The 17,065-nt window shown below is 52.4% G+C and carries 9 protein-coding genes; 5 read left to right on the top strand and 4 right to left on the bottom strand.

Translation table 11 applies throughout. The annotated features are described in order from the left end of the window. Nucleotide 1: 1 nt before the first annotated feature. The 3 genes from ACTRWH_RS10120 (at nucleotide 2) to ACTRWH_RS10110 (ending at nucleotide 9,840) form a co-directional block, all read left to right on the top strand. Nucleotides 2-8,131: a malectin domain-containing carbohydrate-binding protein gene (locus tag ACTRWH_RS10120; protein WP_462826380.1), complete on the top strand. Its 8,130-nt coding sequence runs from the start codon at nucleotides 2-4 to the stop codon at nucleotides 8,129-8,131. Between the two features lie 135 nt (nucleotides 8,132-8,266). Further along, nucleotides 8,267-8,590: a FixH family protein gene (locus ACTRWH_RS10115; protein WP_178380797.1), complete on the top strand. Its 324-nt coding sequence runs from the start codon at nucleotides 8,267-8,269 to the stop codon at nucleotides 8,588-8,590. After that, a complete protein-coding gene (locus ACTRWH_RS10110) occupies nucleotides 8,590-9,840 on the top strand; it encodes a cytochrome-c peroxidase (RefSeq protein WP_075196105.1) in 1,251 nt (416 codons plus the stop codon). Before ACTRWH_RS10115 ends, ACTRWH_RS10110 begins: the two co-directional genes overlap by 1 nt. Here ACTRWH_RS10110 and ACTRWH_RS10105 read toward each other — a convergent pair. The 3 genes from ACTRWH_RS10105 to ACTRWH_RS10095 all read right to left on the bottom strand — a co-directional run bounded on the left by ACTRWH_RS10105 (nucleotide 9,820) and on the right by ACTRWH_RS10095 (nucleotide 13,359). Then, nucleotides 9,820-10,782 carry a glycosyltransferase family 2 protein gene (locus ACTRWH_RS10105; protein WP_075196104.1) on the bottom strand — a complete coding sequence of 321 codons (963 nt, stop codon included), beginning with the start codon at nucleotides 10,780-10,782 and terminating at the stop codon, nucleotides 9,820-9,822. The genes ACTRWH_RS10110 and ACTRWH_RS10105 overlap by 21 nt on opposite strands. Next, nucleotides 10,766-11,746 (bottom strand): glycosyltransferase family 2 protein, encoded by a 981-nt coding sequence (locus ACTRWH_RS10100; protein ID WP_052479515.1) that lies wholly within the window; start codon nucleotides 11,744-11,746, stop codon nucleotides 10,766-10,768. Before ACTRWH_RS10100 ends, ACTRWH_RS10105 begins: the two co-directional genes overlap by 17 nt. Before the next feature lie 62 nt (nucleotides 11,747-11,808). Continuing rightward, nucleotides 11,809-13,359, bottom strand: coding sequence for an oligosaccharide flippase family protein (locus tag ACTRWH_RS10095; RefSeq protein ID WP_226910012.1), 1,551 nt, complete (start codon nucleotides 13,357-13,359; stop codon nucleotides 11,809-11,811). Nucleotides 13,360-13,611: 252 nt separating this feature from the next. Between ACTRWH_RS10095 and ACTRWH_RS10090 the strand changes: the two genes are divergently transcribed. Both ACTRWH_RS10090 and ACTRWH_RS10085 read left to right on the top strand, forming a co-directional pair. Further along, on the top strand, nucleotides 13,612-14,523 hold the full coding sequence (locus ACTRWH_RS10090; protein WP_462826379.1) for a GNAT family N-acetyltransferase: 912 nt from the start codon (nucleotides 13,612-13,614) through the stop codon (nucleotides 14,521-14,523). Nucleotides 14,524-14,605: 82 nt separating this feature from the next. Continuing rightward, nucleotides 14,606-16,144 carry an exosortase/archaeosortase family protein gene (locus ACTRWH_RS10085; RefSeq protein WP_127401421.1) on the top strand — a complete coding sequence of 513 codons (1,539 nt, stop codon included), beginning with the start codon at nucleotides 14,606-14,608 and terminating at the stop codon, nucleotides 16,142-16,144. A gap of 16 nt (nucleotides 16,145-16,160) precedes the next feature. On the opposite strand, the gene ACTRWH_RS10080 is transcribed toward ACTRWH_RS10085, so the two are convergent. Continuing rightward, a partial coding sequence (locus ACTRWH_RS10080; protein WP_462826378.1) for a PA14 domain-containing protein occupies nucleotides 16,161-17,065 on the bottom strand: 905 nt, incomplete at its 5' end.

Raw genomic sequence — 17,065 nt, 5'->3', positions numbered from 1 at the left:
CATGGGCGCAAAACGGAACACCTTCAAGCCAACGATCACATTTATGCTGGCGCTACTCTGGACGGGAATCACAAGCGCAGCTGATTTTGGCGAGCCGCTCATCTGTCTCAACGCTGGGGGAGGCGCCTACACCTCGTCTCAGGGCTTCCAGTTTATCGCCGATGCCCATTTCTCTGGTGGCAATATTGCGGCCCACGCTCACAACATTGCCGCTACGGACGACGACCCGCTGTTCCAATCGGAGCGATACGGCAATTTCAGTTACCAGATTCCCGTACCGACCGCGGGCAGCTACATCACGACACTTCATTTTGCAGAGATTTATTACCAGTCCACCACCACAACCGGTGGTGTGGGTAGCCGGGTTTTCGATGTCTACATCCAGGGCGAAAAAGTAGAATCCGAGCTCGATATAATCGAGCAGGCTGCAAGCGTAACAGCGGTTTCCCGGAGCTATTTTTCTCAGGTGGGCGGCAGCTCTGTAAACATCAGTTTCGGCGCAATTTCAGATCTTCCCAAACTGTCGGCCGTGTGTGTTTTCCCTAGCAACGGTGATTTCGATGGCGACGGCTATAGTGACAGCGACGACGTATTTCCATTTGATGGTACGGAATGGCTCGATAGCGATGGGGATGGTATTGGCGACAATGCAGATGCGTTCCCATTCGATGCCACAGAATCTGCGGACATGGATGGTGATGGCGTAGGGAATAACAGCGACCCTGACATGGATGGTGATGGCTTCGCTAATGATAACGATGCGTTCCCGGAGGATCCGTCGGAGTGGCTGGATAGCGATAATGATGGCATTGGTGACAACTCTGATCCAACTCCCTCCCTACCGAGTGTTGCGGAATGTGTGAACGTTGGGGGCCCAGAGTTCACTGCTCAGGACGGCACTGTTTTCAAGGCTGACACCCATTTCCTCGGGGGCAGAACCGGCACTCATAAGCAATCCATAGCCAATACATTGGATGATGTCCTTTATCATACGGAACGTTGGGAGAGTTTCAGTTACAACATTCCTGTTCCTGTTTCAGGTTCTTATCTGGTCGAACTTTACTTTGCCGAAATCTACTATCAGGCGAGGATTTCATCTGGCGGGGTTGGTAGTCGGGTATTTGATGTGTTCGTAGAGGGTGAAACCGTTGCGGAACAGTACGACATAATTGCGGCAGCAGGCAGCAAGTCAGCAACCCAGCTTGACCATGTGGCTGTTGTCGAGGATGGTGAAATTGATGTCGATTTCGGTGCTATTACAGACTGGCCAAAGCTTTCAGCCTACTGTGTAACCGAAATCGTGGGCGCTGACTCCGATGGTGATGGTGTGCCCGACGCTCAGGATGCGTTTCCCTCTGATCCCAATGAAACCGTTGACTCGGACGGAGATGGAGTTGGTGACAATTCGGATCTCTTCCCGAATGATGCGTCAGAATGGTCCGACCTTGATGGCGATGGAGTGGGAGATAATTCGGACCCGGATCGCGATGGTGATGGTGTTGCCAATGCCGATGATTACTACCCCGATGACCCCACCGCCTGGGAGAATCCAGGAAGTGATGGTGGAGACAACGGTGGTGGAACCGGCGGAGATGAGCCTCTCCACCAGATGTGTATAAATGTGGGTGGGTCGGAATACTCCGCGGCTGATGAAACCCTCTATATTGCCGACAGCCATTTTAATGGTGGCTCGAAAGCCAGTCATGTGTATGAGATAGACCGTACGGCCGACGATACCCTTTACCATTCAGAGAGATGGGGCGACTTCGCCTATTCCATACCGGTTCCTGAGTCCGGAAACTACATTGCGTCATTGGAGTTTGCAGAGATTTACTTCCAGTCCACGGTCGCAACTGGCGGTGCTGGCAGCCGGGTTTTCGACATCATTGTTCAGGGCAATGTCCTGGAGCCCGGGTTCGATATCCTGGCGGACGTGCCTAGCAGGACGGCGCTAACAAGGCACTATCTCACCAGTTCAAGCAGCGGCTCAATCAATATCTCGTTCAATGCAGTTGCCAACGAGCCCAAGGTGTCGGCCATTTGTGTCAGGCAAACCAATGGCGATTATGACGGCGATGGCACTCCGGATGACCAGGACGTTTTCCCGATTGATTCAACTGAGTGGTTGGACAGTGATGAAGATGGCGTTGGAGACAATACCGACGTGTTCCCGGCCGATCCGGCAGAGTGGTCTGACCTGGATGGCGACGGTATCGGTGACAATAGCGATCCTGACCGTGATGGAGATGGCTACAACAACAATCAGGATGCATTCCCAGGTGATCCCACCGAGTGGCTTGATAGCGATGGTGATGGCGTCGGTGATAATGCTGACCCCACACCCTTCGGTGACATTGATGGGTTCCAGATGTGTGTGAACGTTGGTGGCGGAAGCTATGTGGCGACCGATGGCACAGAGTTCATTGCGGATGCCCATTTTTCTGGCGGAGATATTGGCGGCCCCAATAATTACAGTATTGCTGGCACCGACGATGACAAACTGTTTAGAAGTGAGCGTTGGGGGGACTTCAGCTACGCAGTTCCGGTTCCTGCAGTGGGAGACTACGTTGTTGAGTTGATGTTTGCGGAAATCTATTACCAGGTTGGAACGCCCTCAGGTGGCCCTGGCAGCCGTGTTTTCGATATCTATGTCGAGAACGAATTGACCACCAGCGGTTTCGACATTATTGGTGAGGTTGGCCCGAAAACAGCCATAACCAAGCGTTATCTCGCCCAAACCACTGACAACGCGGTCGGAATTGGTTTCGGTGCTATAGCAGATTGGCCAAAACTCTCAGCGTTTTGTATCTCACCAAGTACCGGAGACTTCGACACGGATGGTGATGGTGTTCCTGACAGCGAAGACGCATTCCCCAACAATCCAGATGAGTGGTTGGACAGCGATGGAGACGGCTTCGGGGATAATTCAGATGTGTTCCCCAACGACCCGACGGAATGGGCGGACGTCAATGAGAACGGAGTCGGGGACAACAGCGACGCGAATCTGGATTCCGATGGCGACGGTATCGCCGATATGAATGATGCGTTCCCGTTTGACCCAACGGAAGCCTCTGATTCAGATGGGGATGGCGTTGGGGACAACAGTGACGCTTATCCTAACGATCCAACCCAGCAGTATTACAGCAGTCTCTACCAGGTTCAGTTCGTGAAGAGCGATGATGTTGTGGATAGCCTGGCGGATGCCCAGGCCTTGATTGATAACGCCACTCAATACGAAAGCGTCGCTTTCGAGACTCATGAGATCAGCTTTACCGACGGTACTTCCGGCAGCGAGGCCATCTTTGCTGCTGGCGAGAGCTTCCCGTTTGTAAACAACTTCGCGATGTTGGCGACTCGGGAGGTTTACGCCCCTGAGTCAGGAGAATACAGCCTGCTTGTCAGAAGTGATGATGGTGTACGCCTGACGGTAAATGGCAACGTTGTCGTTAATGACGACCTGACACGCGCGGTGGACCACAGCGAGGCAGTGCTTTTCCTCGAAGAAGGGTTGCATCAGATTGAAGTTCTCTACTTTGAGAATACCGGCGGGGCTGTTGTTGAGTTCGCTGGCGTCAAAGGTGTCCAGCAGTACTCATTTGATATTGCGGAGTTCTCAGCTGTAACGGATCGCCTGCACGGAGAGGTTTCCACCCCGGTCGTTTACGAGCCGCACATCGGCGGAGAGTGGGGAGAGGTTATTCAGTGGCCGGAAATACCGGTTTCGGCAGCACATCTTCCTGACGGCAAATTGCTGACCTGGGTTGGTGGAACCGAGATAACCGATACGGGTACAAAGAGCACCGCAAGCCTTTACGACCCCGAGACTGGTGTGTTCGTGGGTGTGGACAACGAAACACATAATCAGTTCTGTTCCGGTATTGCCCTGACTGAAGACGGTTCAATCTTCAATTCTGGCGGCAACCCGGACACCAAGAAAACCAGCCGGTTTGATATTGAGACCATGTCCTGGGTACCTCTGGATGACATGGATAAGGCTCGCTGGTATCCGACGACATTAACCATGCCGGATGACCGGGTGTTCACAACCTTTGCCCGAAGTGCGGCCAATACGTCGGAAATCTACTCCAGCGTGACGAACCAATGGACAAATACCCCGGGTGCGAATATGCAGGGCCTGGTGGATGAGCAGAATCTGGTGAATAGCCAACAGCATTGGCAGAACCAGACGGCTAGCATGCAATGGTATGCGTTTATGCACGTGGCGCCGGATGGTAACGTTTTCCAGTCTGGCCCCATGGAAACCATGCGCTGGTTTGGCACTGAAGGGCAGGGCTCCGTGGAGGAAATCGGTGCAAGGCTTGGTGGCGATCAGGCAAGGATGTTCGGTTCCGCTGTCATGTACGACGTGGGCAAGATTCTGATTACCGGCGGTAACGATCCATCGAGTGATGATCCGTCTTCTGATACCGCCATCATGGTTGATATCAATGGGCCCGCACCTGTGGTGACGGAAATCGAACCAATGAATTTCAAGAGGACCTTCCACGATGCAGTGGTTCTGCCAGACGGAAGGGTACTCATAATAGGTGGTACCACAGAGGGCAAGCTTTGGGATGATTGGGGCTCGATTCTTCCTGCAGAGATCTGGGATCCGGAAACTGAGGCCTGGACAGTTGTAAACAGCCTTGAGATCCCGAGGAATTACCACTCAACTGCGCTTCTTATGAAGGACGGACGGGTATTTTCTGGTGGTGGCGGCGCCTGCGGACCTTGCGATGCAAATCATCAGGATGCTCAGTTCTATTCCCCTGATTATCTTTTCAACACGGATGGAAGCGCTGCAAGTCGCCTCGAGATAGTTTCAGTTGATAGCACAGTGGTCAGCGCCGGAGAGACCTTATCGGTTCAGGTTTCATCCGGTGCGACGGCTTTCAACATGATTCGCTTGCAGGGAACAACCCATTCGATAAACACCGATCAGCGGTTCATTCCTGTTGAGTTCACCCAGCAGGCTTCTGGATATCAGTTGGAGCTGAATCCGAATCCGAATGTTGTGATCCCAGGTTACTACTGGCTGTATGCGCTGGATGAAAATGGTGTGCCGTCAGAGGGCTATACCATCCAGGTGGTGCGTGATACTTCCAGCGACCCGGGCGATGGTTCTGGGGACCCTGAACAACCCTCTGACTGGGCTGTTCGTATGCCGGCGAGCGGGTCTGCGGATGCCCGTCATGAGAACGACTACATAGCGTTCAAGGAGCGGTTCTATCTGACGGGGGGGCGCGGTAGCCGCTCAATAGACGAGTACAATGCCATCTCCAATACCTGGACCAAACATGGTGTACCGGTCGACGAATCCCAGCAGGAGCTCAGGCTGCATCACTATCAGAGCGTTGAGGTGGGCGGTCGCATCTTCGTTGTTGGTGCGCTTGAAGGTGGTTTCCCTGCAGAAACCGGTGTGCCTGAAATCTACAGCTTTGACCCTGACCAACCAACTCAGTGGAAAACTGAGTTTGTGATCCCGGCGGAGCGCCGGAGAGGCTCGGTTGCCGCGGTCAATTATCAGGGCAAGATTTACGTAGTCGGCGGGAACACCCGCGGTCATAACGCGGGCTGGGTCCCGTGGTTTGACGTTTATGACCCCGTCAACAAAACGTGGACGCAGCTTCCGAATGCCCCGCGCGCAAGGGACCATCACAAGGCTGCTGTGGCCAACGGTAAGCTATACGTAGTTGGAGGCCGGCGTTCCTCGGTGAACCTCGGCAACCCGGTAAGCGATACCATTCCCGAGGTGGATGTCTTTGATTTCGAAACCGGGCAATGGAGCACTCTGGACAGTGATATTCCAACGCCAAGGGGTGGAATAGCGATGATCAAGCAGGGCTCTGAACTGATTGTTGCTGCCGGCGAGAGCGGTGCGGGCGCTCACTCCAATGTTGAGGCTCTGGATGTGGTGACCGGAAACTGGCGCACCCTGCCCAGCCTGGGCATCGCACGGAATGCCCCCGGCGGTGCCCGCTACGGAAACGAACTGTTCGTGGTTGCCGGTGCCCTCAATAATGGTGCTGAAATCAATGCCCAGGAGGTCATGACGCTTTACCCACGGGACTTTGCAGTGGACACTGATAATGACGGCGTACCAGACGCGTTGGATGCCTTCCCGGAAAATTCCGGTGAGTATGCAGATAGCGATGGTGACGGTGTTGGAGATAATCGTGATGTCTTCCCGAATAACTCTGTGAACTGGGCCGATACGGATGACGATGGTGTAGGAGACAATACTGACGCGTATCCGAATGATCCTTCCCGTTATGCGGAGAGTGCGCCCCAGGTACTTAACTCCACCACGCTGGTGACCGAACGCGATACGGGTTCACGGAGAGTCTGGGTGGTCAATCCGGATAACGACTCGGTGACGCTTGTCGATGACGGCGATGTGGTTGTCGAAGTGCCCGTCGGGGACAAGCCGAGCGCGGTTGCTGTTAATCCTGTTTCAGGTGACGTCTGGGTTGCCAATAAAGGTGACAGCACTCTGAACGCGATTGATCCTGACACCTATCAGGTTGTCAGGACGGTGACTCTTCCGATGGCTTCCCAGCCTCATGGCATTGTGTTCCGCCCGGGATCTCATGAGCTGTACGTCGCCCTTGAGGCGTTGGGGCAGGTATTGAGGTTAAATGTTGCAACGGATCAGACGTTGGGTTCCGCCATGCTGGATGGCAGGGTACGGCACCTGGCGATTGATGTGGGCCGTGACCGGGTTTACGCCACCAACTTCGTAACGCCGTTTGTTCCAGGAGAGGATGGACTGTCTCCGGATGTACAAAACGCCAATGCGGAAATATTTGTGTTGGATGCCGCCTCCCTGGCCCATACATCGACTGTCTCCCTGGGATATCTGAACAAGGGTGTTTCTGAGAGCTCTGGTCCGGGGCTGCCCAACTACCTGAATGCTCCTGTGCTGTCACCGGATGGTAGCTATGCCTATGTTCCCTCCAAACAGGACAATATCCTGTCTGGCGGTCTGAGAGGCGGCGCCGGTATGACCTTTGACCAGACTGTCAGGGCCGTTACATCCCGGGTTAATCTTGCGAACCTGACCGAGAACCCTGGCGTTCGTATCGATCATGACAACGCCAGTGTTGCGACCGGTGCCGCGTTTACCGGCGATGGCCGTTATCTGTTCGTTGCACTTGAAACCAGTAGGGAAGTGGTTGTTTACGACGTAATCAGTGGGTTCGAACTGACCAGGCTGGATACGGGGCGTGCACCGCAGGGCGTTGCGCTGTCGCCGGATGGTGAAGTGCTGTATGTCCATGACTTCATGGACCGCGCGCTGACAACCTTTGACCTGAAAGCCATTCTCAACGGTGACGTAAGTGCGACTGTTGCCGTTGGGTCAACGTCATTGGTCTCGCAGGAAGCGCTTTCCCCAACAGTACTTCTTGGAAAACAGCTATTCTACGATGCCGCCGACGATCGTTTGGCCAGGGACAACTACATGAGTTGCGCATCCTGCCATAACGATGGCGGTCAGGATGGCCGGACGTGGGACCTGAGCACCTTTGGCGAAGGGTTGAGGAATACTATTGGTCTGCTGGGCCGAGGCTCTGGCCACGGGCGTTTGCACTGGACCGGCAACTTTGACGAGGTTCAGGACTTCGAAAATCAGATCCGCTCACTGGCCGGCGGCACGGGGCTCCTGGAGGACGGGGACTTTGCTGTTGTAGAGGATCCAATGGGTGCACCCAAGCAGGGCTACGATGCTGAACTGGATGCCGTTGCAGCGTACGTGGAGTCGCTTACCGCGATTCCCGCTTCACCCTACTACGACGGAAATCTGTCGGCTGCAGGCCAGGCAGGTGAGGGCGTCTTCCAGAGAGAAGGATGTGCAGGCTGCCACTCTGGTAGCGAAGGCACAGACTCTCCCTCCGGAGTAGTGCATGATGTCGGAACTATTACAGCTGTCACCGGTAATGCCTCAGGAGGACCGGTTTACGGTCTTGATACACCCACACTGAATCACTTGTGGGCGACAGCACCCTATCTGCATGATGGCTCTGCGCTTACGATAGCGGAAGCAATCCTGCGACACAGTAATGTAACGGTCACGGAGCAAGAGGCGGTTGAACTGGAGATGTATCTGCTTGAGATCGACGGTGGCCGCTAAGACAATCGGTTCAGGATGAAGCGAGGTAGCCAATTGGGCTTTGAGATTAAGTGGCGTTGGCTGGTTGTTGTGCTTCTCCCGTGGGCCGCAGTCCTGTCCGCGTCGGAAGGAGTTTGCCAGCCTGCGTGCGAGGTAATGTCTGCCAATGGGCATTTCCATCTTCGGGTTCTTCCCGAAGATGGGAAAGTACCGTTAAACAGCCACCACAGTTGGATCATTGAAGTAGAAAGTGACGTTGGTGATCCTGTTGAGCTGAGAGGGTTGGCGGTTTCAGGTGGAATGCCCGCCCACGGCCATGGGTTGCCTTCACAGCCGAGAGTGACTGAGTATCTCGGCGGTGGCCGTTACAGGGTAGATGGCTTGATGTTCAATATGCATGGGGAGTGGCAGTTGAATTTAAGTCTCTTCGATGGCGTAGCGCAGGACCACGCGACGTTGGTCTTTAATCTGGATTATTGATGCTCTTCCGGCTCTTCACCAAGTGTTTGCTTCTGTTGGTTTCACTGTCCGTGTCGCTATCGTCGCAGGCCAACAACGAGCAGTTTGATGAGCGAGATATACGGATACTTCAATCACTGAGCCTTTCTGCTCTTCCGCCGCTGCCTGACACCCCCTCAAACAATGTCGCGGACCACAAACTCGCAGTCGAATTTGGCCGCCAGGTCTTCTACGATTCTCGCTTTGGCAAGGATGGGCAGTTGTCCTGTGCCAGTTGCCATCAACCCGAGCTGGCTTTTACTGACGGGAAGCAGCGTGGAAAGGGTGTCGGGGAAGCGGCCCGTAACACTCCTACCCTTATTGGAGCGGCGTACCAGCGTTGGTTTTACTGGGATGGTCGCCGCGACTCCCTCTGGTCGCAGGCCCTGATTCCTTTTGAAGCTCCGGATGAAATGGGAAGTAGCAGGCTCTCTGTGTTGAGAGTCATCAATAATGACAAAAGATACCGTTCCTACTATGAGGCGCTGTTTGGTGGCTTGCCAAAACTCGATTTCTCCAAACTCCCGGACGAAGCCTCACCTTACGGTGCTTCTGATATCCAGAATAACTGGTACAGGTTGTCACGACCGACACAAACGACGATCAATCGCGCGTTTTCCAATATTGGCAAGGTTCTTGAGGCGTTTCAGAGAACGTTGCTACCGGAGCCATCAAAGTTTGATCATTTTGTAGATGCCCTTACGGCCGGCCAACAGGATAGGGCGCTATCGATGGTTTCCGAAAGCCAGATCCTTGGGGCGAAGCTCTTTATCGACCAGGAAAAAACTCAGTGCCTTCAGTGCCATAATGGTCCAATGCTTACCAATGGTGGTTTTCACAACATCGGCAGCGGCGTGTTCAGTGGTCCAAATATGGACTATGGACGCGTGTTCGGTTTGCAGTCTGTTTTGATGGATGAGTTCAATTGTCTTGGCAAGTACAGTGACGCAGCCCCCTCAGAATGCACCGATTTGAAATACCTCAGCAGGGACAAGCACCAGGGGCTCCAGGGGGCTTTCAAGGTGCCTACTTTAAGGTTTTTGGATAAGACCGGACCTTATTTCCATGATGGCCGCTTCGATCAATTAAAGGACGTGATGGACTACTACAGATCGCCCCCAGAGAAAGGACTTAATGGCCAGCATGAATTGAGAACGCTCGACATAACACTTGAGGAGCGAGACGCTCTGGTTGATTTTCTTGGGCTTCTATCAGTTCCTGCTGAGCATTAGATACAGTTTCTGTGGTACCACTGATTTTATCATGCCCTTAAAGGCAGGGTAGGATGGCTTGTTAATAAAACTTCTTGCAAACCAATTCCTTGCAAGTTCTATATTTCCCTGATCGTGAAAGTCTATGTAGCCAAGCTTGAGGTAGTTTTTCGCGGCCAACGTGTGCACTGCATTTTTTTGTTCAGTGTTGAGATCCCACTGCTTTACCCTTTCCGCTACGGCCACTCGCTCTAAATGCTGGGCTCTGATGCGCTGTGAGGAAATCCCGCTTTCATGTTTTCGATATCTGAATGAGCTGTGGTCCACGAACACTGCGTCGCCATGCCGGCAGAGCTGGAGCCACATATCCCGATCATCGAGGTGTCTTAGGTTCTCATTGAACCCTTCGGTACGTAGCCAAACTGACTTTTTAAACACAACGCTGCAGGTTCCGACGAAATTGGCTCTCAACAATGCGGCAAGAAGCCGGCCACCGTTTACGGTATAGGTGTTGGTGCCAGCGGGCGACTTCTCTAACTGTTTTAGAACGCTGTATCTGTCCAGATACCTGTGTTCGGTGATGACACCGTTGGAGTCAGCAAGGCTGAAGTTCGTAAACAGAAATGAGGCCTTTGGAGAGTTTTCCAGTGCCTTCATGGCGACACTTACCTTGTCGGGTTCGGCGATATCGTCCGAATCAAACAGGAATATGTATTTGCCTTTCGCTTCCCTGCATCCAGCGTTCCGAGGAGCTGCAGGGCCACCGCTGTTTGCCCTTTGAACCAAACGAACTCTGGGATCTGAAATATCCGCACAAACGGCGCAAGTGTTGTCAGTTGAGCCGTCATCGACGACGAGTATTTCGTCCTGATCACTCAATTGGGAGAGCAAACTTTGCACAGTTTCAGTTAAATAGGCTGCTGCATTGAATGCCGGGATAACAACACTAATTCTTGTTGACATGAAATCCTCGCCCGATAATTCTTGCCGCGTTTCCCAGCATGTACGGAGCGATTCCAAGGTCACACTTGATAGCCACCATCAGGAAGCGAAGCTGGCCCCGTTTTAACTTATGGAGAAGGCGAAGGGATAATCTATCGCGGGCCGATTTTAGCCGCCGGTGAATTGCTTCATTCATTTCACTGTCCAGCTCGAAGTTACGTAGCACCTTTTTGCGATAAAGGATTTCATCATGTATGCGAAAGAAATCCTTATCCGTCCCAAACGTCTGCTCTGAAAATATACTTACGCCCTTCCCATAGGTTAGCCCTACGGTATCCGAGCAGATGACGTTATCGGATCTTTTCCCGATTGTTAGCCACAGAAATTGGTCTTCGCCAAACCTGTAGAACTCCGTTGGGAATCGTAAATCTCCAAACATTTGATAATCGTAAACAATAGTCGAAGTGGTAACGTAACCTTCGATAACCGACCTGAAGTAGTTGTCTTTCATTCTGCATAGGTGGGGATAACCCTCGATCGAGTCGAGATTATATTTTTCAATAAACTTAAGTTTTTTGAAAAGATCCTCATCCTCACCCTCTACAATGCGGGAGCAGAAATAGAAATGAGCGCCTAGCTTGAAAGCGAGCATAGCAGTTTCGAGATGCTCAGGTGACCAATAGTCGTCCGAGTCAAGAAACGCGACATAATCAGTCTTTGAATTTAACGCGGCAAGCCCCGTGTTTCTGGCAATACCCGGCCCGCTGTTCTTTTGTTCTATTACAGCGATCGATATTCCATCAGGAGGTGAGAGATCCTGTGTAATGGATTTTGTAGATACGGGTGATTCGTCATCCACAATAACAATATCGATATGCGCGATGACGGTCTGACTGAAAATGGACTCGAGGGAGCGCCTGAGCAGCGTGCCGTCGTTCTGGAAGTGGGGGATAACTACACCAATGCGAGGGGCCGTATTCGCCATAGTTTGCTTGTCCTTGTGCAAGCCAACAGCTTGAAACACACTATAAGTGTGAGTATATACGACTATTGGTTGGCTGACAGATAGTTTCTCGCCCTGACGCCAAGCTTTCCCGGTAAAAGCTGTGCAAGGTGTCCCCATTCCCGTTTGGACAATGACGGAAGAACAAATAGCCAATATACGGTTGTTATCGCCAGGCCGGTAAATAAAAACTCCGGAAAGGTTCCCGTGGGCAATAAGAAGCGAGTCATTGCTGAGGCCACAATACATGATAATGCTATTAAAACTATGGGTTTACCAAGCTCTTTAATTGCTCTGTTAACTGTAAACCCGACTTCTCTCTGAACGATGAATGGCATTACAAAAGCTCGGCCAATGAATAGTGGTGCCGATACCCCTATGGCTGCGGCCACGATGCCGTAGTCCAGTACCCCGATCAGGAGGAAGATCAACGAGGCTGAAGTGAGTGTTTCCGCGATTCCAAGGAAGGCTTGAAGTCGATGTCGGGATGTTGCCATGAGCACGCTGCCCATGGGTGCTGTCAGGAACATAAGCATGCGGCCGCTGACCAGAACCACCAACGTATGGTAGGCCGTTGTGTATTCAAACTCTGCACCCATCCAAAGGCGTATCAACGGTTCACCGAGCAGTATGAGGCCGAAAAGCGCGAATCCACCGAGGATCATGTTGATTCGCAGAAAAACGGCAATCTTGTCATGCAGATCGACGGTATCGCCCTTAGCCTGCGATGCCGCAAACACCGGGGTGCTCATTCCTGTTGCTTTGGTAAGGAACTGGAGGCTGTACTCAACCAGCCTGACGGCGACGTAATAGGTCGTCAGCAATGAAGTTCCAAGATAGGCACCGATCAGAAATATGTCGGCTTTGTCCTTGGCCAGGTTGGTGATATCGATCAGGAAGGCCCAGTTGCTGTAATTGAAGAGCGACCGCATTGTTTCCCTGTCGACAAACTCCCTGCGGATGCGCATAGCCGGGTGGAGATACTTCGCAATAGAGATCAGGATGATGTCTGTGAGGATAGAGGCGCCCAGTTGGACGAGGCTGATGGCGAGTAGTTCATAGCCATGCAGTAGGGCAATAACAGAGCAGACAGTGGAAAGTACTTTTACGACTATTCGGCACCATGCGGTAAGGTCATATCTCACGTAGGCTGCAGCAATGCCGGCAAATGCCTTAAATGGAAATCCGAGTGCTATCTGGAGCCCGGCAATCAGTATCAGAAGGCGTATCAGCAAGACATTGTCTGGATTTTCAACCCAGACCGGTGATACCCAGGCGATGACAGCGCTGGCCAGCATGACGACAACAGCAAGGCCGGAATAGATAATCAGGGATGAGTTGATAACCTGGTTGGCTTTCCTGGTGTCCTCCTGCTGGATATAGCGTGCCATGAACCGGGTGACAGCGGTCGCGAAACCGAAATCAAACAGGTAAAGAGTGGCTGTGAAGCCACCGATGAGTATCCAGATGCCGTACATGGATTCCCCAAGCTGGGACACCATGAAGGGCAACATGAAAAGCCCGACGCCAATCGTAACCACAATGTGAAGTGTCTGGGCAATTGACCCACGAAACAGGCGTTTTACGAGTGACATGGTCGACACTGGGCTTTCCTGAGTATTCAAGAGTTAACGATGGGCGCACTGGACGTATCGGAATGACGAGGCAGTATTGTACATCCATGCACAAGATAGATAACGCATTTCCTTATTCGTGAGGTAACCTACCACATTCCATGGACGAGCTACGACTTTTCAACCGTTTGTGAGGGACCGGTGAGTATTTTCCAGACAGATGCCTGGCAGAATGCATGGTGGCGTGAATGGGGGCAGACCCGGGGGTTCCAGTTGCTGGAGCAGGGCGGTTCCGGCGCATCCGGAGTCTACATTGACAAATACCTGCTCAAGGGGCTGATACCGTTGCGCTGTCTGCAGTTTGTGGGCACCAATTACCGTAGAATTTCCACCCCGCGCACGGAGTACAATTCCTTTGTTTGTTCAAAAGAGACGTTTGACCAAGGTGCGGGACGGCTTGAACGTCTTCTGTCGTCCTGTGGTTGGTCCGAAGCCGTTTTCCGGGATGTGATTAAACAGTCCCCTGAGGCATTGCATCTGCAGAACCTGGCCCACAAAGCGGGATGGAGCTACCGGGTTGTCGATAGTGATGTGGCCTACAGCATTGAAACGACGGGTAGTTTTGACAACTACCTGTCTGCCTTGGGGCCCAATACCAGGTTGCGTCTCTTTAACAGGCGCAAGGTGCTCGAAATCTGCGGAGAGCTCTCATTTGCGGACGCCTGGCCAGACAGTCCTGATGACTTTTTTAATGCCCTGAATGCTTTTCATGTCGAGCGCTGGGGGCAGCCCTGCTTTTCCGCGAGGAGCCTGAGATTCCATAAGGATTTCCTCACACACGTTGTAGAGGAAGGGGGTGTGCCCGATCTTTCGATAATGCGTTGTGATGGGACAGCCGTGTCAGTGCTGTATAACGTCCATTACCGTGGTCGCTGTTATAACCTTCAATCGGGCTACCAGCAGGATTTTCATCCTAAACTGGCGCTGGGCACGCTCCATTTAGGGTATTCAATTGAAGAGGCGTTTGAGAATGCCGGTATTGCGGACTTTGACCTTCTTGCTGGCTCTGGTAAGAATGAAGATTACAAAGCTCGACTTGCAACTCATGCCGAGCCTCTGATTTCGTTTATGCTAGTCAGAAGCCGCATATTTCGGTATCTATACCGTATAAAATCCGGAAACTAAAGTGGGGTGCTCGTTTCCCGAGTGCCAACTTGTAGTAAAAAGGTAAACTACCATTTAAACCACGCTTCTCAGGATCTACTACATGGATCGTAATATCGGCATAGCGCGATACCCTTGGCTGTTTCCCGCGCTGTATTTTGCCTGTTTTCTCGTTGCTACCGCTTCTACGTTGAGCGGTCTGGTTGACCGTTGGCTGAAGTTCGATGAGTCGTACTCCCACGGTTTTCTTGTACTCGTGATCAGCATTTTCCTGACAGTCTCTGCGTGGCGCAGGCATCGCCCGGTAGTTGGGTTCTATTGGTTCTGGCTGCTCCCACTGTGTGTCTCCGGCTTGGTATACCTCGCGGGCAGCGTTCTTCTGATTGAAGCGTTCCAGCAAGTGGCACTTTTGCCGCTATTGATTGGTGGGCTTCTGGTGTTGTGGGGGTGGAGGCAGACTCAAGCGTTTTTTATCCCCATGGGGTTGATGGTATTCACGCTTCCATTCTGGGACTATCTTTCCTGGAACCTGCAACTGATTACAGTTGCTTTCAACCAGCTGATGTTATCGCAGTTTGATATCGAATTTATCGTCGAGGGTGTGTTCGTCTATTTTCCGGGAGTGGGGGCATTCGAGATTGCCCATGGTTGCTCCGGATTACGGTACTTGTTGGTTGGTGCAACGTTGTCGCTGCTATACGGTGAACTGAATTACCGTTTGTGGCGTACCCGCTGCGTTCTTTTGTTTACCGGAGTGGTGATATCCCTTGTTGCCAACTGGATCCGTGTTTTCGTCATTATTTATATTGGATACGAATCTGAAATGACGTCATCACTTATCAAGGAGCACGATTTCTTTGGTTGGTGGGTTTTCGCCGGGACTCTTGTTCCACTGTACTTCTTCGCTCGTTGGCTGGAAGGCACCGAAAAGAACCTTGACTCGGCTGTGGACGGCAACACGGAAGGATCAGGCCTCCATTCTGCCGCTGGCATGTTATCCCCCCTTTTTCTTGTGCTTTTGATGGGAGCGGCTTCCTGGTCTGTTTCACCAAGCCTCGCAGACATGAATGGGGAAACCGAACAACACAGTGTGTCTCTAGTAGATGCTTCCAACTGGATGCCCCTTTTCCGCCGGAGTCTTCTGGGATGGCAGCCTGCCATTGTTCGTCCCGATCGTATCCTTGAACAGACCTATATAAAGCGAGGAACGGCGCGGGAGGGTCAGGCCGGAGTCAGGTTGTTGGTGGCGTTATACAGTTACGACTATCAGCGCCCCAAGTTTGAGGTGGTTCAGTATAACAACCGAATATACGATTCCTCGGTATTGGTTCCTAAGCGTACCTTCAGTGTTGATCCGGTAAGTGGTCAGACACCGTTGGCTGGTCTGGAGTTGGGCTTCCGTCAAACGGATACGACGTTTGTAGTGGCGTATGGATACTATGTTGAGGGTCGATGGGAGAATAATGAACTTCAGGCCAAGCTTGCCCAGCTACCGGGTATGTTTAATTCCCGCAGCGATGCGTCGCTGTTAGTTATTGGTGTTCATTGCGAAGAGTGCGACCGGGATCGCGTGTTACGCGACATTTCGCCGTTAATAAAAGAAGCGGCCCAGGAACACCTAGACCGCCTGTACACAAATTGAGTTATATGGTTTTACTTCATTCGACTTGCTGGGATACGACTTCCGATGGCGCACTTGCGAGACCGCCCTGGTCCACGACGCTTATCGAGAAGTACCACACTCCTGACGCCAAATCTCCGAAAGTAAATGAGGTCTCGGCTCCGTCGACCTGCTGGGTTTGTGTGAGCGCTCCCGGTGATTGACCATAGCGAATCCTGTAGTAATCGATTTCACTCAGTGACAGAGACGAGCCATCAAGGCGGGTGCCTGGAGCCGTCCAGGACAGCGTAATACTGCCATTTGGTTCTGCGGGTTCAGGAGATGGCTCGGTTGGGCCGGGGCTAGTGTTCACGGTTCCGACTTCTTCGAGTGTGAACGGATCAAGGCCACTGTTGTATGCCTCAATATTCGAAATACCAGCGTTGTTTGATACAGAGTCAGCGTCGTCAACCCAGGGGCTAAGCCCCTGTGAAAGTTCCCAGGTATCCGGAATCCCATCGTTGTCCGAATCAAGCGAGTGGCTCGTTGTAGGGTCTGGCGCCTTCACAGTGGCAGGCGTGGAGAGGGTTCCGCCTGTATTGGTGTTTGTTGCCCTGTACTCGGCGACCGCTGAACCAACTCGTTCAAAATATTCCATAGAGAGCAGGACTTCTTCCCCGGGGCTGAGTGTGCGTTCATACTGAAATTCGGTGGGAGCATGCTCTGTCCAGTCATCAATAACAAGAGTACCGTTTGCGTAGAGCCTCACGCCGTCGTTGGTCCTGACGGTAAAGCGGTAGGTGTTTGTGCCTGAGTCATGGGGCGCTGTAAATATACCATTCCAGCGAACGCTGAAGTTGTCGTCGGAGAGCTGGGAATGGGGTTGGCCAGTGCCCCAATTGAAGTCGACACTTCTATCGACTCGCGCATCTACAAAATCATCGAATGCTATACCGCTGTAAT

It is taken from the genome of Marinobacter sp. G5_S1_61_S3 (genome assembly GCF_054968585.1).
Note: the sequence above shows the minus strand (reverse complement) of the source record. Positions and strands in the feature narration are given on the sequence as shown.